Annotated in this window: 16 protein-coding genes; 7 read left to right on the plus strand and 9 right to left on the minus strand. The window is 63.5% G+C overall.

What is annotated here, in order from left to right:
* Window positions 1–61: 61 nt before the first annotated feature.
* The 4 genes from BIO17B3_RS17810 to BIO17B3_RS17825 are packed head-to-tail and all read right to left on the minus strand — an operon-like array spanning window position 62 to window position 2,871.
* Window positions 62–823 (minus strand): hypothetical protein, encoded by a 762-nt coding sequence (locus BIO17B3_RS17810; RefSeq protein WP_197737913.1) that lies wholly within the window; start codon window positions 821–823, stop codon window positions 62–64.
* Complete coding sequence (locus tag BIO17B3_RS17815; RefSeq protein ID WP_156054976.1) at window positions 820–1,473, minus strand: hypothetical protein; 654 nt, start codon at window positions 1,471–1,473, stop codon at window positions 820–822. The genes BIO17B3_RS17810 and BIO17B3_RS17815 overlap by 4 nt, the downstream gene beginning before the upstream one ends.
* Before the next feature lies 1 nt (window position 1,474).
* Complete coding sequence (locus tag BIO17B3_RS17820; protein ID WP_156054977.1) at window positions 1,475–2,224, minus strand: hypothetical protein; 750 nt, start codon at window positions 2,222–2,224, stop codon at window positions 1,475–1,477.
* A gap of 11 nt (window positions 2,225–2,235) precedes the next feature.
* Window positions 2,236–2,871, minus strand: a complete 636-nt coding sequence (locus BIO17B3_RS17825) for a hypothetical protein (protein ID WP_156054978.1) — start codon at window positions 2,869–2,871, stop codon at window positions 2,236–2,238.
* 362 nt (window positions 2,872–3,233) lie between these two features.
* Here BIO17B3_RS17825 and BIO17B3_RS17830 point away from each other — a divergent pair, with 362 nt between their 5' ends.
* Both BIO17B3_RS17830 and traI read left to right on the plus strand, forming a co-directional pair.
* A complete protein-coding gene (locus BIO17B3_RS17830; RefSeq protein WP_156054979.1) occupies window positions 3,234–3,581 on the plus strand; it encodes a hypothetical protein in 348 nt (115 codons plus the stop codon).
* Window positions 3,578–5,839, plus strand: coding sequence for a TraI/MobA(P) family conjugative relaxase (gene traI, locus BIO17B3_RS17835; RefSeq protein ID WP_156054980.1), 2,262 nt, complete (start codon window positions 3,578–3,580; stop codon window positions 5,837–5,839). Before BIO17B3_RS17830 ends, traI begins: the two co-directional genes overlap by 4 nt.
* 471 nt (window positions 5,840–6,310) lie before the next feature.
* Here the strand turns inward: traI and BIO17B3_RS17840 are convergent, their stop codons facing one another.
* On the minus strand, window positions 6,311–6,634 hold the full coding sequence (locus BIO17B3_RS17840; RefSeq protein WP_156054981.1) for an XRE family transcriptional regulator: 324 nt from the start codon (window positions 6,632–6,634) through the stop codon (window positions 6,311–6,313).
* 87 nt (window positions 6,635–6,721) lie between these two features.
* Window positions 6,722–7,093 carry a type II toxin-antitoxin system RelE/ParE family toxin gene (locus BIO17B3_RS17845; RefSeq protein ID WP_156055324.1) on the minus strand — a complete coding sequence of 124 codons (372 nt, stop codon included), beginning with the start codon at window positions 7,091–7,093 and terminating at the stop codon, window positions 6,722–6,724.
* Between the two features lie 335 nt (window positions 7,094–7,428).
* Between BIO17B3_RS17845 and BIO17B3_RS17850 the strand changes: the two genes are divergently transcribed.
* From BIO17B3_RS17850 to trbB, 3 genes are all read left to right on the plus strand, one after another.
* Complete coding sequence (locus BIO17B3_RS17850) at window positions 7,429–7,764, plus strand: hypothetical protein (protein ID WP_156054982.1); 336 nt, start codon at window positions 7,429–7,431, stop codon at window positions 7,762–7,764.
* Window positions 7,765–8,062: 298 nt separating this feature from the next.
* The gene (locus tag BIO17B3_RS17855) at window positions 8,063–8,338 is read left to right on the plus strand and encodes a hypothetical protein (protein WP_156054983.1); all 276 of its coding nucleotides are present in this window, start codon (window positions 8,063–8,065) and stop codon (window positions 8,336–8,338) included.
* Complete coding sequence (trbB, locus tag BIO17B3_RS17860; RefSeq protein WP_156054984.1) at window positions 8,335–9,285, plus strand: P-type conjugative transfer ATPase TrbB; 951 nt, start codon at window positions 8,335–8,337, stop codon at window positions 9,283–9,285. The genes BIO17B3_RS17855 and trbB overlap by 4 nt, the downstream gene beginning before the upstream one ends.
* 279 nt (window positions 9,286–9,564) lie before the next feature.
* Here trbB and BIO17B3_RS17865 read toward each other — a convergent pair whose 3' ends face one another.
* From BIO17B3_RS17865 to BIO17B3_RS17875, 3 genes are all read right to left on the minus strand, one after another.
* Window positions 9,565–12,096, minus strand: a complete 2,532-nt coding sequence (locus tag BIO17B3_RS17865; RefSeq protein ID WP_232054335.1) for an AAA family ATPase — start codon at window positions 12,094–12,096, stop codon at window positions 9,565–9,567.
* Between the two features lie 345 nt (window positions 12,097–12,441).
* Window positions 12,442–12,738, minus strand: a complete 297-nt coding sequence (locus BIO17B3_RS17870) for an addiction module antidote protein (protein ID WP_156054986.1) — start codon at window positions 12,736–12,738, stop codon at window positions 12,442–12,444.
* Between the two features lie 3 nt (window positions 12,739–12,741).
* Entirely contained in the window at window positions 12,742–13,038 is a 297-nt protein-coding gene (locus BIO17B3_RS17875; RefSeq protein ID WP_156054987.1) for a type II toxin-antitoxin system RelE/ParE family toxin, read from the minus strand.
* 148 nt (window positions 13,039–13,186) lie between these two features.
* Here BIO17B3_RS17875 and BIO17B3_RS17880 point away from each other — a divergent pair, with 148 nt between their 5' ends.
* Entirely contained in the window at window positions 13,187–14,725 is a 1,539-nt protein-coding gene (locus BIO17B3_RS17880) for a class I SAM-dependent methyltransferase (RefSeq protein WP_156054988.1), read from the plus strand.
* The gene (locus tag BIO17B3_RS17885; protein WP_156054989.1) at window positions 14,722–17,646 is read left to right on the plus strand and encodes an LPD7 domain-containing protein; all 2,925 of its coding nucleotides are present in this window, start codon (window positions 14,722–14,724) and stop codon (window positions 17,644–17,646) included. Before BIO17B3_RS17880 ends, BIO17B3_RS17885 begins: the two co-directional genes overlap by 4 nt.
* Window positions 17,647–17,648: the final 2 nt, after the last annotated feature.

The following is a 17,648-nucleotide window of genomic DNA, read 5'->3' on the forward strand; positions in this document are numbered from 1 at the left end:
AGTACGTGGGTCAGATTTAGATGGAAATCCTGGGGGTTACTGGGTCAGTTCTGGATGGAAATCAACACTCCGGGAAGATCACGACTCGGGCGCCCTTGCCCTGCGCCAGCCCCGCATCAATGATGGACTGGTTGTTCTGGATGGCGCGGAGGACATTTCCCTTGCTGGGGACGATATGGGTCTGGACGCCAACCCAGCCAGGCGGCGTAGATGCCGGCGACGCGAGGACGTTCGCGCCGATTGCCACGATCGCCGCGAAAAGCAACATCGACCGGGAAATGCCGGCGAACAGGCCAGGGCGCCCTTGTCCGGTCAGCGCAGGCAGTGCGGTGTTCATGGCGAGCATGGCTGCTACGGCCACTGCGAGGCCGAGCCAGCCCATCCCAGGAAACAGCATGCCGGCGGCATTGAGGGGCGAGAGCCAGCCAATGACGCCCAGGGGCGGCAAAGCCGTGGCGGCCAGCGCAAAGAGCAGACCGGGCCCGCGTGTTGCTAGTGCCCACGGCACGGCCAGAGCCACGCTGCATGCGGCCCATGCCATCAGACCAACCCCTGCATGTCCGGTCCCCCAGTAACCGGCGACGGCGCCGACGATCGGCCAGCAGCCGGCGGCGTAGTAGCCCAGAGCGGCCGTCAGGCGCTCGACGGGGTTGCGCCCGGTGGCGACGGCTGCCACAAGGAGAATGGAAAGTAGCGGCCCTATTGGGCCTGCGCCGCCAAGGATCCACGCCAGGCCTGGGATGGCGCCAAGAGCGATGAGCAGCAGCAGGTGCGGCGTGCTGGCCGGGATGGTTGGAGGCCGTCCACCGGCATGGGAGCTCATGGCCGCTTGTGTTCGGCTCGACGCGCCGCCCCCGTTGGCTGCGCCCGCAGATCCTTCAGCTGCTGAGTCTGCGCAGCATTCGCTGCCGCCAGGTCGGCGATCTGACGCGTGTCCTGGATGTACATCCGTGTCCAGAACACGGAGACGAAGAGACCGATGCCAATCGCACCAGCGACCCAGGTCCATTTGAAGGCCTTGTGCAGAGCATCCTTGACGGAGTCTCCAACGTGATAGTGCTGTGTCACCTGGGCAGGTGCATGGAGGAACGGCCCCAGGGCTGCGACCAGTTCTTCGGGATTGATCTGTGGCGCGGACGCGGTGGCTGGCTGTGTCGACGTCCGTTCCACGATGGCGTTCAAAGAATCCTGCAGACTCTTGATTGCTTCATCCATATCCTTACGGACATCGTCGAGAGCGGTGTCGACATCCAGCAAACTGCCCCGTAGCAGCGCCAACACATCGGCACGACCGATGCCGCGGACCCAGCCCCAGGCCAGCCAGACTACCTGGACGGCGTTGGACTCATCGTCAACCACACAGCCGGTCCTGGTTGCGGCACCTAGCAATGCGTGGATTTCCTTCCACTCGGGCTCGGTGGGACTGCGCCCCAACACGTCGATGAAGATCTGCTCGGAATTGCTGTAGGCCATTTCAGCACCCGAGCTCTTCGATCTTAGCCATGGCGCTGCCTGCGCGCTTCAACCAGGATTCCAGCGCCAGGCGGTAGCCGAACTGCAGCCCCCGGCCGTCGATCCCGTCTTTCAGGACCTCATGGAAGGGCCGGCGGCCGATCATCACCGCCAGCTGATCGTTGAGTTCCGGCAGCTCAGTTTCAACCCAGGCGCCCTCATCGATGAGTTGCTGCTGCAGTTCGTCGGCCGACCAAAGGGCGAATTTGTCCGACGGACCAAAGAACAGGTTCTTGACGATCAGGCCGGCCTCGTACCGGGCAGGCATGTTGCGCAGGCGGTAGTTCAGCGCCCGGATGCTTTCCTGGGTGCGGCTGAGCAGCCAGACCGGAATTGCATTCGCCTCGCGCAGCACTTCGTTGACGATGTGGATCGAGCCATCGAAGGCTCGGGTGCCGATCTGGGCCGGCATGTTGACGATGATGCGGTAGTCGACCTTCTCGGCAGCCGCGGTGACGGCAGCCACCCGCGTGCCGAAGTCGATCCAGCCGTTCTCGTTCGACAGATCGAGCATGGCCGCCCCCATGATGCCGTTGCCGCTTTTCAAGCCGCCGTCGCCACACACGTCCGGGTTGGACAGATCGGCGTCATAGACGACGATCCGCGGGCGATCAGCTTCGGGCTGAGCCAAGTAGTGGTGGACCAGGGCACGCGCAGCCAGGCTCTTGCCGACCCCGCCTTTGTCGCCGTCGATGATGAAAGTCTTGAGCATGCTGTTCTCCTTCAGGTGTTGTGTTCGCCGATGAATTTGCGTTTGGCCTCGGGAGGCCCTTCGATTTCCTTGCGCATCCGGTAGTCCTCGTCGGACTCGTCGTCGCCCTTGTCCGATCCATCGGCCCATGGCGGCAGCTCCGAACTTGTCGCCATCCGATGCGGTGCATCAGGGCGGGATGTCGCTTGGCGCCCTTTGGGCGGCTCCTTCGCCGGGGGCGTGCCCTTGTTCTTGTTCGGCACAGGCTTGGGTCGTTCGGTCGCCCGGCCCTGCAGCTTCTCCAGCAGCTTCTGCATGGCGAAGTGCAAGTCAGCGCGCGGGATGTTGGGCAGCGCCTCGGCCAGTGCGTTCTCCAGGCTGCGGGCCGAAATGCCTGACGTGATGGCATTGCGGATTCCGGCTTCGCGCGCGGCAACGGCGCGCGTTGCGAATGAACGCGAAGATTCAGCCTCCTGTGCAGCCCGGGCGTTACGCGTGGCGCGGTGCAGAAGCTCGTCGAAGCGCGCCATCCCTTCGAGAGCGGCGTCCCGGTCAAATTCTTGCGCCTTGTCGGGCTTGTCTTGTCCTTCCATGAAACCTCCGAGCGGATCCGGATCGGCAGCGATCCCATGTCTGGATTGCGCAGGGGGTTGCAGGAGGTGCGACAAGGGAACCGCGGAGAACCCCTGCACGGCGCTGATGCGGCATCGCTCGTCGGCGATGCATCGTCGATCGAAACGCGGTGCCCATCGATCAGCGCGTGATGGTGTCGGGTGTCGGGCGGAGCCTGACCAGGATGTTGTCGTGCAGAGACCGTGCGCCAGCAGGGTCGCTGTACGGACAACTCTTATCCTGTACCGAAATGACTACGCAGCCAACGGTTGATCAGTGATCAATTGTGGTTGCGCGACGATCAAAGACCTTCAGAAACCGATCGGCGACGAACGACTTCTGACTGATCGCGAACGACTACTGATCGGTGACGGTTGGATGTTGATCGACCTCATGCAACCAGATACCGAATCTGGTTATGAGCAAGAAGACACCCAACAGAAAGAAGCGCGTCGAGATCCGCTGGGATGCCGACGGTTACCGCCTGGTGCGCGAGTCGGCACAGTCCTGCGATCTCAGTGTCAGCGAATTCGTCCGCAGATGCGCGATGGGACTGAAGATCCTGACGACAGCCGACAAAACGGCCGTCAGTGAAATTCGCAAGATTGCGGGCATGCTCAAGCACTACTACCCGAAGAACTCGAACTGGACGACAGACGAGAAAAGACGCTACTGGGCCGGGTATGAGAAGTTGGTCGGCATTGCCAACCGCATTGAACATGGTCGGACGCCGCCATCGAACGACCTGCCGAAGGATGGCGCGTGATTCCTCACGTCATCAAAATTCGAAAGCAGGGGCCGACCAAGGGCGTTTTTGTTGAGCCTGTGCAATACGCGGCCCGAGATGATCTGGAATCGAAGGCCAAGGGGCTCAAACCTATACCGCTTGAGGACATGGGCTGCGTCAATCTTGACTTCGATCTGGATTCTGAAGAAGAGCGCCTGTGGGCTGCGGACGTCATGTCGACGAGTGCCAGAAGATCCACAAGATTCCAGGGCAACCCCGTTTACCACGTCAGTATCAGCTGGCCTGAAGGAGAACACCCCACGCGCGAGCAGTGCGAGAAGACCGTTCACCACATGATGAAAGGCGTCGGCATGGAGGAGAACGAGGCATTCTGGGCGATCCATCGCGATACCGACAACGATCATCTGCACATGATCGTCAACAAAGTGCATCCCGAGAGGGGCATCGTGACGGGCCCGCCGCGATTCGACTACGCATTGCTGCACAGGCTTGCGCGCGAGGTCGAGCTCGATCAAGGGTGGAGTCACGACGCCGGCGCCTATGTTCTCACGGAGCCGAACCCGGGTGAACCGCAGATCATGCGCCGGGACATCGCCGTGAAGATGGGGCTCTGGAAGGAAGAGGAGATCAGGCGGCCGAACGTCAGCAGCCATGCGCATGCGGCGGCGCAGAGACTCGGGGCCGAACCGTTTCAAGTCTGGATCGCGGGGCCGCCGGCCAAGGATCTCCGCGATGCGATCCACCAATCCGGGGCGACATGGGAGAGCGCTCACCAGGCGTTGGCCAAACATGGACTCCGCATTGAGCCGAAGGGCTCCGGCATGGTGGTGTCGTCAACTCTGGCCGATGGTCAGGTGGTGGCTGCGAAAGCGTCGCAGCTGGGTCGCTGGGCCAGCAAGGCTGGCCTGGAAAAGAAACTCGGGCCCTATCGGCCGCCGTCGGCTCTTGCCGAGAAAGCGGCGCATTCTTATCAGGAGCATGTCGAATCAGCGAAGACACGCTCCGAGCACCGGCATGCTGAAGAACCCGCGACGGACGCCAAAAGAGCCGCACGTCGCGAGGAACGCGCGCGAGCCAGAGAAGACTTGGCCAAGCGCTTCGAGGCAGGGAAGAAGCGATGGAAGGAGTCGCGGACGCAGATGCGGTCCGACCTGCGCGAGCGCCATCAGGGGGAGCGCAAGCAGCTGCAGGTCGACTTGCGCGATGAACGGAAATCAGCCCTTGCAAAAGACAAGGCAGATGGCGTTCCCTTCAAGGTGTCGCAGTCACTTTTCGCCTATCGCGCGGCGCAGCGTCGCGAAGAGTTGCAGAAACGCCAGGCGCTGGAACGTCGCGCAATGGCTGTTGAGATGCGTCGATCACTGGATTGGCGTACCTGGCTTGAGCGTCAGGCCGAGCAGGGCCATGAGGCTGCCAACGCCGCGTTGCGCGGTCTGCGGTACCGGGAACAGCGCAAGAGCAAGAAGTATCAGGAGCAGGATGGCATTGAGGGCGAAGAGCTCGATCCGCTGCGCAAGCTCACCGTGGCCGCCCTGCATGCGGAGATCGACCACAAGCGACAACTGGTGATCTACCGTGGTCAGGACGGACGCGAAAGATTTACCGACACTGGGCCGCGCATCGTCATGCAGGACAAGGGGGACGACACGCTGGAGGCCGCCCTACGTATGGCAGCGCAGAAATTCGGCGGCAAGGTGGATATCACCGGCAGCAGCGAGTTCCGCGAACGCGCCGCCCGCCAGGCGGTGCGACTCGGGATCAAGGTAGCGAACGTGGATTTGCAGGCGATTGTCGCCGATGAGCCGGCGCGGATGCACCAACAAAGAGCGCCGGCACGGGCAACCAAGGAAAGTCGGGACACGGACCAGACTCAGGAGCGGAAACACTCCGAACCAGGGTCATTGGAGAAAACCAGCGACTTGTCCCCAGAACTTGTGGATAAACCGACGCCGCAGAGCCCCCGCCCCCCGTCACGACGGCATTCAGCTGAGTCGCCAGAAAAACAGGCAACTGCGCCTGCACCGATCAGCCCCAAGCGGGCGATGGAGCAAGCGATGGAGCAATGGTTGGACGGCGACCACAGCAGCGGGCCGGTCAAGGCGTTCATCGCTGCACACGACCGCGCCACGCGCCAAGGAGCCAATGGGCACACGCTGATTGCCGAAGTCGTGGATCGAGTCGTCACCCGCCGTGGCGACAGTGTGGACGCCGGCCTCGGCGGTTTCATGGCCTCGATCGAGAGACAGCGCAAGCGGGAGCAAGGGATGGGGCGGTGAACACAGTTCGACGTCGAGCGTGCTGCGGCCCGCTCCTCCCGTCGCCCTTCTGGGGCGCTGGTGGGACCCAAAAAGCGCGGCCCCGCTGGTCGGCTCTACACACTGGACGACGCGCTGCGCTGCGCGCGAACTGCGGCTTGCGGTGGCGCAACCGACGAGCGCGAAAGAAAACAGGGCCAATATCCCGGTAAACGAAACTCGCACTGCGAGTTTCGTTTTCATTTCGACCACCCCGCCAATCCCTTCGCCTGCCCAGCCGCCCATGCCGCAGCACTTGCGCACGTCGCCGGCACCGGTGCGGCCTCGATGGTGTGCACCCGGTCTCGGTAGACGACTTCGACCCGGGCCGCATTCGTAGTGCGCTGGCCGGTCTGCGCCTTGGCTGCAGCGGCGCTGGCGACGCCCGCGCGCCGTAGGAATCTCCGCCCTTCCCGCGCAAGCGGTGGCCGCAGGCCAAGGGCGGGGAGGATGTCAAGCTTCGACCTTGCCGCCTTCGGCGAAATTTCCGATGCGCACGCTTCCTTCTGGGAAGCGCGCAGTGATCTCAAGCTCGCCGCCCATCGCCTTGATGTGACTGCGAAGCGTCGAGATGTACATGTCCGTGCGCTTCTCGAGCTTCGCAATCGCCGGCTGCTGCACATGCAACACCGTCGCAAGCATCTTCTGCGATAGCCCGCGCGCCTGCCGCAGTTCATCTAATGGCATCTCAGCAAGCATCTGGCGCGTTTTGGCCTCTGCTTGCGCTTGTGCTTGCGGCGTCATCGACGCTCGCAGCATTGCGAACTTCTTCGCCATTTCTCTACTCCCGTCGATTTCCTCGCGGCCAATCTGCGTCGGCTCGCAACTCCCTTAAGTGAATTGCTCTATGCGTTCTGGCCGTCTCTAGCCATCAACGCCGCTTTCCTGCTCTCTCTTCAACTCTTCCAGGTGCTCGTCGTACAACGTGTCTGCCTTTGGAACGAACTCCTCGTACCACGCATCGTCCCCGGTCTTATCCGCCCCAATCAGCAAAATTGCCGTCCTGCGTGGATCGAAGGCGTACAGCGTTCGGTATGGCCTCCCATCGTGCTGTGTTCTCAGCTCTCGCATGTGTCCATGCCTCGAACTCTGGATGCCACTGCTGTGAGGCATGCGCAAGTTAGGTCCTCGATCTTCAAGCAACCCGACCGACGCCGCGACTGAGGACTGCTCAGCCTCGCTGAGCGATACCCACCAAGCCTCGAACTCGTCCGTGTACTCGATTTCCCATGCCATGGACGGAATGTTGGCACCGCAAAGACATTCCGTCAAGGGAATTTTCTCAGCGAGCCGGCGTTTTGGGAGCAGCGCACCGCGCTGGAGCTTGATCTTCTTTGGCGCCTTGAGATCGCCGTGCATGCCGTCGAAGTGGCCGAGGTTGAGACCCAGCGCCTGGTGGACGCGGTACTGGGAGTGCAGGCGTCAAGGGTCGCCGCCCGCCACTCTTTGCAAGCTGGGGTTGGTTGCGGGGGGGAGCCACCGCCTACGGCGGTGGGGGGCTGGTAAGCCCCCAGGAAGGCAAGTCCGCGCCGGCCCCGACCCAAGCCGCACCAGAGCAGGCGCGGCCTGCGTTGCCCGAAAAACAGGCAACAGCGCCTGCACCGATCAGCCCCACGCAAGCGATGGAGCAATGGTTGGACGGCGACCACAGCAGCGGGCCGGTCAAGGCGTTCATCGCTGCACACGACCGCGCAACGCGCCAACCCGCCGCGGCGCCGGTGTGGACGCCGACCTCGGTGGTTTCATGGTCTCGATCGAGAGGCAGCGCAAGCGGGAGCAAGGGATGGGGCGGTGAACTCAGTTCGACGTCGATCGAGCAGAGATCGTTTGCAGCCAAACAGAAGCCGTTCGTCGCCGATCGGTTTCTGACTGGCTTTGATCGTCACGCAACCACAATTGATCACTGATCGACCGTCGGCTGCGTGGTCATTTCGGTACAGGATAAGAGTTGTCCGTACAGCGACCCTGCTGGCGCACGGTCTCTGTACGACAACATCCTGGTCAGGCTCCGCCCGACACCCGACACCCGACACCATCACGCGCTGATCGCTGGCCACCGCGTTCCGATCGACGATGCATCGCCGACGAACGGTTCCGCATCAGAGCCGTGCAGGGGTTCTCCGCGGTTCCCTTGTCGCACCTCCGGCAACCTCCGCCGCAATCCAGGTGTGGGCGTCTTGCCCATGACCCATTGCAGGAGGTTTCATGGCCAAAGCCACAAAGCAGGTTCTCCCGAAGCTCTACGTTGTGAACTTCGGCGAGAAGGAACATCTGGTCCGCGCGTACACCCAAAGCGGCGCGGCTACCGGCCTGGTTCGATCCATGATGGATGCGGCCAGGGCAAACACGCGCTTGGCCAGCCAGGATGACCTGTTCGAGATGGCGGGGCGAGGCGTGAAGCCCATCGACGTCACCGCATCGGACAAAGAAGGCGGTGAGGGGGAAGCCACTGGTGCGGTGAGCGAGGCCAGCGGCGGATGAGCGGCGTCCGGCAAGTCCACGACCGCCAGAGCGAGGCTCTGCGCCGGGCCATGGGCAGTGAAATCCTCGATCCTCTGGGTGATCCTCAGGTGGTCGAAATCATGCTCAATCCCGACGGGTCGCTCTGGGTTGACCGACTCGGGGCGGGCATGGAACGCGTCGCCACCATTGAGCCTGTGCGTGCGCTGACCATTGTCAACACGGTCGCCGCCATGTTGGACACCGTGGTGACGCCAGACCGCCCGATTCTCGAATGCGAGCTGCCATTGGATGGCAGCCGCTTCGAGGCGCTGATTCCTCCCTTGGTCGAGCGTGCGAGCTTTGCGTTGCGCAAGAAGGCGGCGCTGGTCTTTACCTTGGCCGACTATGTCGCCAATGGCATCATGACCCAGGCGCAATGCCAAGCGATCGAAGAGGCTGTGGCCGATCGCCGCAACATTCTGGTCAGCGGCGGCACCGGCACGGGTAAGACCACGTTGGCCAACGCCATTCTGGACGCTGTGGCCAGGCTCAGCCGGGATCACCGCATCGTGGTGATCGAGGACACGCGTGAACTGCAGGTCAATGCCGAGAACGTCGTGTTCCTGCGCACCAGCGACAACACCGACATGACCAGGCTGCTGCGCGCCACCATGCGCCTGCGCCCGGACCGTATCGTGGTGGGCGAGGTGCGTGACGGCAGCGCTTTGGCTCTGCTCAAGGCATGGAACACGGGCCACCCGGGCGGGGTGGGAACGGTGCATGCCAACGACGCCAGCGCGGCGCTGATCCGTGTCGGCCAGCTGATCCAGGAGGCCGGCGTGCCGCCGAACCCGGAATTGATCGCAGAAGCGGTCAATGTGGTCGTGTCGATCAAACGCACTGGAGAGGGACGGCGAGTCGAGGAAGTCTCACTGGTTCGCGGCTGGTCAGCTGGCGGCGGGTTTCATGTCGAGAGGGTTGCTTGATGGACGTCTCGACCGGCGCAAATCCTGGGCGCGGCTGTGGGCAGTGGGTGAAATCGAGCTGCGGGACGCCATTCTGAAAGAGTTCGATGGCCCTCACTGAGCGCCATGCGGCTCATTGCTGACACCCAGGCCGTGCGCCGCCAGCGCGTACTCTCGACCCTTTGCGGAATTTCGGCTGCGTACCGGAAATGACCTCTGTACAGTGGTTGCGGCCGGTCATTCGGGCTGAGCCAGTCGCTGCTCCGACCGGGGGCGGTCTTTCGATGACTGGAATGGGGCTCAGCCGGCAAAAAGGGCTGACCTACTGGCCGTGCCTTTGGCAATGCCGTCCACTCGCTTAGTGAGTGTCTCGCGCCACTTGGCCAAGCGCTCGATATCGTCGCTGAGTTCGTCTGGGTCTGGTATGGGAAGCCTGCCGACGGTCGCCGCGGCGTCGTGCTCGAATTTCGAAGACTTGGTCATGCCGGCGTCGATTTCGCGATAGTCGTCGTCCGTGACCGTCACCCCTTTGAGGCGCTTGGTCGACACGTCCTCGCCGAAGCGCTGCACGGTCCCGTTTAGCAGGACCTCCTCGATGCAGCGTTCCCATGCGAGTCGGAGCTGGCCGTAGCACTTGGCCGTCAGGTGGCGCTGCACGTCCTCGTCGCCTTCCTTCACCGCCTTGCGCACACCGACCAGCATCTGCCTTAGGCGACCCAGGCGGTCCTTCGTGCCCAGCACGTCGAAGGGCAGATCCTCGGAATAGACGCCGTAGCCATCCGCCGTCCTGCGGATGTAGTTCTTGGTCAGCGTTGCGCCGACCTCCTCCGCCTTCTGCTCCAGGATGAGGAGGAAGTAAATGTCGTGTGTGAAGATGATTACCTGCCGGGTCAGCGACTCCTTCGCCAACCGCTCAGCGACCTCCCAGCGGCGCCGATGATCTAACGACGAGACGGGGTCGTCGAGGACGATGCCGCCGAGCCCCTTGCCGAGTCGAATCTCCGCCAGAAAGGACGCGATGGCGATAGCCCGCTGTTCGCCTTCGCTGAGGATGGCCGCCGGCGTACCACCGCCCGGCAATTGCAGGGTGAGCTTGAACTGAGTCTTACCGCCCGGCGACTCAGGCTTCATCACGACGCTGAGGTGCTGGACCTTGAGGAGCTTGAGTTCAGCGTTGAGGGCGTCGGCCAGTTCCTGGCTGGCGGTCGTGCGTGAGAGATCCGTGGATTTCCTGGAAATCCCGCGCGTCTCCATGCCATCGATGCAGATCTGCAGCTTGCGGCAGATCTCGTGCTTGGTGATTGCCTCGAGCACGGCGGCCTTGACTTCGGCCAGCCTGCGGCGAGCGTCGAGTTCTGCCCGTTCTGCGATCATGGCCGCTTTGAGCTTCTCGTCAGCGGTGGCATCAAGTGCCTTGGCCTGTTCCAACGCGCGGTTGATGATCTCGGCTAGGCCGGCCTGCGGGTCGTCGGAGAGTTTGGGGATTTCATCCCAAGCCAGTTTGCCCGCGGCCGCTTGGAGCAGGGCCGGCTGGCGCGCCTTGAGGGTCTGCTGAAGAGCCGTGCAGGCCGCCGCGATTTCCGGCGCGAGCTCGGTCACTTCCTCGACCAACGCGTCGCGGAACATCAGGTCCACGTTCGCCTGCTGAATGGCCCTGAAAGGGATGGCAGCGGCCTCGCGCGCATCCTTCGCTGCCTTCTCTGCAGCCGCCTTGATGAAGGCGTCGAATCGCAACAGCCGCGCCGCCCCCTCCTGCCCGAGGAAGTTTTGGCACAGCGGGCAGGCCGCATCCGCCGGAAGCCCAGGGAATTCGTGATCCGCGTGGCTGATCTCGGCAAAAACCCGTGCGGCCTCGAAGAGTGCCTTCCACTCCTCGCCGCCGGTGCCGACCAATTGGCCAGGCGTCGCCTTGAACTCGGTGGCCGCGAGTTCCGCCGCCGCCTTGGCCGCATTCGACTTGCCAATCAGGGCCTGAAGCGAACCGACCTTCTCTTCGCTCACGACATTGATCGCCGCCGCCACCCGGTCCTTCAACGAGGTGAAACGGCTCGCCTTCTGGCGCAGCGCCAAGGCCTTTTGCTTTGGGTCGGCTTCGGCCAAGGTCTTATTCAACAGGGCGAGCTTCTCCAACTCAGCCTCCCTGAGCGTGGCCAGCGCCTCTATGTCCTCTACCTTGGTCTTGGCCGGGATGCCGAGCAGTTTCTTGGCGACCTCCGTTTGCTCCCCGAGGAGAACCGCATAGGCCGCATTGCTCGGGGCGCTCGAAGTTCTCTCCGCCGTGGCTCGCGCCCTGAGCTTGTTGCATACGCCGACAAGTCCCTCCAGGATGTCCAGCCCGTACGGGGCATAGGCGAAATCGCCCTGGTTGTCGATATAGGCACGAGCGCAGTGCGAATCGAAGATGGCAATGTCCGACAGGGGCTCAGGAGGTTCGTTGCCGTCTTTCCAGGGCAATTCCGTTGCGATGCCGCTTATCTCTGCCTCGAAGGTCGCCTGGGCTGGTCCGCTCTTCCCAGGCTCTAGGTTCGCATTGGGGAGGATGGGTTCGCGCCGGTCGCGCGCCCGGCAGGCTTTCTTGAACACGCGCGAGTAGCCGGACTTACCCACGCCGTTCTCGCCGTAGATTGTCGTTACGCCGGCCCGCGCGATGGGCAGCTGCGCCCCGTTGGCCAGCGCATTGACGTTGGCCAACTCCTTGATGGCCGTCAGCAGAACGATGCGAGCCGGGTTGGAGGGCGGCGCCACTTGAGCATCGTGCAGTTTCTGGGCCACGCGCCCATCCGGGTCCGGGATACCCGCCTCGGCTTTTGCCAAGGCGTAGAGGTCGTCCAAGTCTGCTGCGCTGAGGATTCGGTCAGCGTAGAGTCTGGCGATGGCGTCTTGTTGCCAAGCTGGGAGGCCCTTGGACCAAGTATGGATCTCATGCAGAATCGTCACTGACTTCTCCCTCTTCCACCGGTAGCGCCGAAGACAAGATTGATTTGCGCTCCCCGGCTTGGTTACAACGACCGATGTTCGTGTGGCAGCCGCCGTTCCGGCCGGTGACCACGAGTGACTCAGATCAGTCTAGCGCGGCCCTTCGAGCAAACGCGCCGGCCGACGGCTCCTGGCCGTCCGCGGCCTTACAGCGATGCAACGCAACTGGCTTCACTGGCCGACCAGGGACAGTGGTAACCGTCAACCAGGCACTGACTCTGCATGCAGCCTGAGCTTGAGCGCTCGGATCACTTTCATCACCGTGGAGAACTCCGGGTTGCCTTCGGCAGACAACGCCTGGTAAAGCCCCTCGCGTGAAATGCCCGTGTCGCGTGCGAGTTGGCTCATGCCCCGGGCGCGGGCAATCGTGCCCAGCGCAACGCGGATGAGGCTGCCGTCGCCGGGGTCGTCTTCGATGCATGCATCCAGGTAGGCGACCATATCTTCGTCGGACTTCAGGTAGTCCGCCGTGTCGTAGCGCGTGAATTTTTCAGCCATCGTTCAGTCCTTCCAGTCCTTGGCAATTCCAATCGCCCGTTCGATGTCCGCGTCCTGCGTGCGCTTGTCACCGCCAGCGAGCAGCACGACGATCACCGGTCCACGTCGCATGAAGTACACGCGGTAGCCTGGCCCATAGTCGATCCGGAGCTCAGACACGCCGTCTCGCAAGGGCTTGGCGTCGCCCGGATTCCCGAGCGCCAGACGATCCAGCCGGGCCTGGACGCGCGCCCGTGCTTGCCGGTCTTTCAGTCCATTCAGCCAGCGCTGAAAAGTCTGACTCTGAATCAGTTCCAACATGAATGTCATTCTGACCTTACGGCGGTCAATTGTCAATCATGGTTCACAAGCGCGCTGACCGGGAGACCGGCCTCACGCAACGTGGTGCGGAATCCAGGAAGGAGGCCTCTCCGGGCCAAGTTCCAAACGCCAACGGGTCCGCACCGCTATGTCACAAAGCCATCAGAAACTTCCTCGCATCGCATTCGCGGTTCCCGACATCGCCACGCCGGCGGATGGCCGTGTCGAATTGGCCAGAGGCTGGATCTACGCTGCCGTCGCCGATCGCCTCGAGCGCCTGGCACGCGCCGACGCACAGCGCGATGGGGTCCAGACTGCGGTCTGGTCCCATGGCGTCCTGATCCCGCAGCCCCAAGTCGAGATCTCCGCTGAGCGTGGCTATCTCAGGGTGCGCTGGGCTGATCTGGGAATCAGCGCTTCGCTGCTCGTGCGCATTGGCGATGTGCGCATCGGCTTCATGCTTGCTCGCGGGAACGCCTGCGGTCCGGACGTCTTCGAAACCGTCTTCCCTTACCCGGAAGGTGCTGTGTCGCCGCGCAGGACAGTGCGCCCCCTGGGCGACACCGACTGGCTGGTGGATTTCATGTTTTACGGCGACCGGCTGGGCGCGCCAGATCTCACGCGTGCTGCGCTCTGCTCGGACGTTCAGAGCATGGAGCTGCTGGCCGACGCGCTCTATCAGGAAACGGTGCATCTCCTGGCAGCGTTGGTCCATCAAATGGCGCACGCCGGCGTGCTGCTCGGGCATCAGGCGCAAGGGGACACCCGAGCCGTTCATTTTTCCCTGCGACAAGATCCGGAGGGGATTCGACAGGTTTTGGGACTGACCCCGGCCGAGCTTCTGTCCGCGGGCGATGGCGTCATCCCGGGAACGCGTCAATGGACGGCGCTGGTTCCGGAAGCACGACTCGCTGCATTCGAGGCGCAACTGCAGGATCTCTCGCATGCCGAATTCCTGGACCGACAGCGCACCGCAGGGGAGTTCAGGCTGGGCGAGCTACTTTTGCGCGCTTCGCCTGGGGTCTACCACCCAGCCCCCGGTTCGTCCACCCGGTTCATGCTGGATGCGCTGCGTAGCCAGCCAGATTTCCTGCAGCAGGATGGATTCCCAAGTGGGTCGCGGATTCTGGATCTGGGGTGTGGAACCGGCGCCCTGGCGCTGTGGGTGAAGACCAGCAATCCATCGCTATGCGTCTGTGGCTCCGACATCGACCCGGAGGCGGTCATCAACGCCAGAGCCAACGCCGAGGCGAATGGACTGGACGTGGCCTGGGCGCAGGGCGACCTTCTGGACGATCTTCCTTCCGAGCCGCCTTGGGATGCGGCCTACGACTGCATCCTCTGGAATTACCAGTTCTGGCAAGGCCGGCCCCACGGAGACCCGATCGATCACATCGCCCTTGATGAAAACGGCCATCTGCTGCGCCGGTTTTTCGGGCAGTTGCCACGCTGGCTCGTGCCTGGAGGAAAAGTCTTCCTGAGCTACTCCACCCTGGCCGACGTGCAACTGCTTTTCGACCTGTGCGAGCGCCATCAATTCTTCCCGGAAAAGATCGCCGAAGACGCTGGAGCTGCGGCTTACCAGCGTCAAGTGTGGAAGCTGACCGCAAATCACACCTTATGCAACACCTCACCGAATCCAGTTGAAGCCGCTCGGCGCGAGCGCATCACACGGAGGCTGTGTTGAATCAGAACGATCAAATCATGGAGCAGTTCCGGGCGTTCGCCAGATTGCAGGGGGTCAACATCGACCCCGAGCGGCTGGAAGCCGACGGGCGCATTCATCGCGCCGACGTTGGTGACATGCCGTCAGGCAAGAACGACGCAGGCTACCTGTTGCGCCCCGACGGCAGCGGCTGGATCACCAACTTCAAGGCCGACGGCAAACCGACCCAGTTCAAGCCCGAGCTGGCACGCGAGCTGACGCCGGAAGAAGTTGCGCGAATCGACGCTCAGCGCGAGGTCTGGCGCAAACAGCAGGCCGAACGCCAGGCGGTTGCCGTCGAGGAGGCCATCCAGCGATGGGAAGACTCCCACGACCCCAAAGTCTTCCCGTATCTCCAGGCGCCGAAGCTCGACCCGGCTGGACTGCGCCAGGGCAGGGCGCAGCTGCTGGTGCCGATGATGGCCATCGATGCCGCCGGCGAGCCGGGCTGGGTCGGCATGCAGCGCATCACGTGGGCGGAGCCTGGGCAGTCGGCCGACAAGCGATTCGTCTCCGGCACGCCGTCCAGAGGTGCGTTCGCCGCGATCCCAATCGTCGGCGCCGATGTCGAAGCACCCCTGCGCGCCTATGAGGCGGCCTGCAAGGCCGATCAGGTTGTGTTTTGCGAAGGCATCGGCACCGCGCTTGCCATCCATCAGGCCACCGGACTTCCGGTGATCGCGGCTTTGTCGGCGCAGAACCTGCCGGACGTGGCCCGCAGCCTGCACGACAAGCTGCAGGGGCGTGCCGTCATTTACGCCGACAACGACGGCGAGAAGGCGCAGTTCAAGGGACAAGCCTATGCCGTGCGGGCTGCCCGCATGCTGGGCGGCGCACGCACGCGCATCGCCCTCCCTGAAAAGCAGGGTGGCATCACACCACCCGGTTACGACGCTCGCGACCAGTTCCGCGACAACGGATCCGAGGCCATCCGCAAGACGATGGCCGCGACGCTGGATGCCCGGCAGCTGGAGCGGCGCCTGCCGCAAGAAGTGGCGGGCCGCCACAAGCCCGGCTTGGCCAAGCAACAGATGCAGCAGCAAAGCACCGCGCAACCGCCGGTCTCTCTCACCCCCCACCAGGAGCAACCCATGAATGACAAAACGCCTGCAGATATCGACGCGCAGATCAAAGACGCCACCAAGCTGCACAATGACTTGGCCAAATCGATTGAGGCAACGCCTGAGGCAAAAAAGGCGGCGCGTGAGCAGATAACCGCACTGAAGAAAGAGCGCGACCAGGTTCGCCGCACGGCGGAATCCATCGCGCAAGGCCAGGCGCAGCCCGCCGCTGCCCAAGATTCGGCAGAGCCCGCGCTGGCAAGCGCGGAAAACCCGACGCCCGAGACGTCGGCACAGGCGGAGCAAGCAACGCCAGCGGTGCGCCACGCCATGCAGGACGGCCAGGAAGCTTCGGCTCAAGCGAGTCCATTCGATGCGCTCAATCAGGCTGCGGCAGACACCGAGGCCCAGCCCGTCGATGCACAGAGCCCCGCAGGAGATCGAACTGGGCAGCCTGATGATCAAGGGCAGGCCGATACCCCCGAGGAGCGCCTCCTGCGCGAGTACGCGGCACTGGTAGAGCCAGTGCGCGCACAGCGGGCGAAGGCCCAGTATGACCTTGATGCCAGGCACCGGGAACAGCGCGAGGCACTGTTCGGGTCGCTGGACCAACTGCGCGCCGACAAGACGCGCGAGCTCAGTGGCATGGCCGAAGAACACCAGCGCTCGCTCATTGCGATCGAGGTGGCCAAGGCCGTCGAAGCGATGCAAAAGCAACAAAGAACCGAGCGTCAAGGCCTGCAGTCCGAGCTTCCCGAGGTGCCCAGCTACAGAAACTTTCTGGAGGATCGCGCCGGGACGGATCCCGTGGCGGCGCGGATGCTGGACGACGATCGGTCGCGCGCCCGGATTCCGGAGGCGATCAAGGGCAGGCGGGTTGCCCCTGTCGAGCCTGCGGTGCTGGAAGGACTCACGCATGAGATCGAGGACGGTCCGGCCGGCAAGGCCATCCACTACGCGCGTGACGGCGAGCGGGTGATGTCAGACCGCGGTGAGCGCGTCGATCTCTACAAGATGGACGATCGGGAGATCGAGGCGGCTTTGCGCCTGGCCGAGCAGAAGTACGACATGGATAAAGGGCTGGTGTTGACGGGCAGCCGGGAATTCCAGCAGCGCGCAGCGGAGGTCGCGGGCCGCATGGGTCTGAAGATCCAGAACGACGACCTGCGCAAGGCCTGGGAGCAGGGCCGACTGACGGCGCTGCAAGCCGAGGAAGTCGAGCACGGGCTCGCCGCCACGATGATGAATGGACCCGCCGGGCCGCTGGGCGGCATCGCCAGGCCGGAACCGGCGGACCTGGAAGCGTCGCGGGCGCAGGGGGATCAGGGCGCTGCAACGATCTATCCGGTCGATCAACCGTTTCTGGCCGCCGAATCGGTCCTGTCGCACCTCCCGTCACAGGGCTGGGACGCCCTTGCGGCTGCGGGGCAGGGGCATCCCTTGACCCCCGAGAAAAAGGCCTGGCTGGAAGATCCGGCGCGGCCTGTTCTCGTCGATGAGCAGGACAAGCTGACCGAGCTTGGCCAGTTGGCCTACGACCGGATGCAAGCGCGCGCCGAGGACGAGCGCGAGCTGCTGCAGCAGCAGCTTCGCACCCGGAACATCGATGAGGAGCTGGAAAAACGCGAGCGTGCGAAAGCCCTCGAGCAACAGACCACAGAACACAAGGAGGAGGTCGCCATGGCGCGAGGTGCAGCCGAAGGACTGCAGCGCGCCGATGACCGCCATGCCGACTCTGCTGACCCTCAACAGGAAGTCGAGGAGCAGCAGATCAAGGCGCCCGAGCACGCCCTTTCCAGCCGCAGTCATCCCCGTCTCCGCGATATGGGTCGCGGGATGTGAAC

This window comes from Thiomonas sp. OC7, from assembly GCF_900634595.1.
GTDB lineage: Bacteria > Pseudomonadota > Gammaproteobacteria > Burkholderiales > Burkholderiaceae_C > Thiomonas > Thiomonas arsenitoxydans.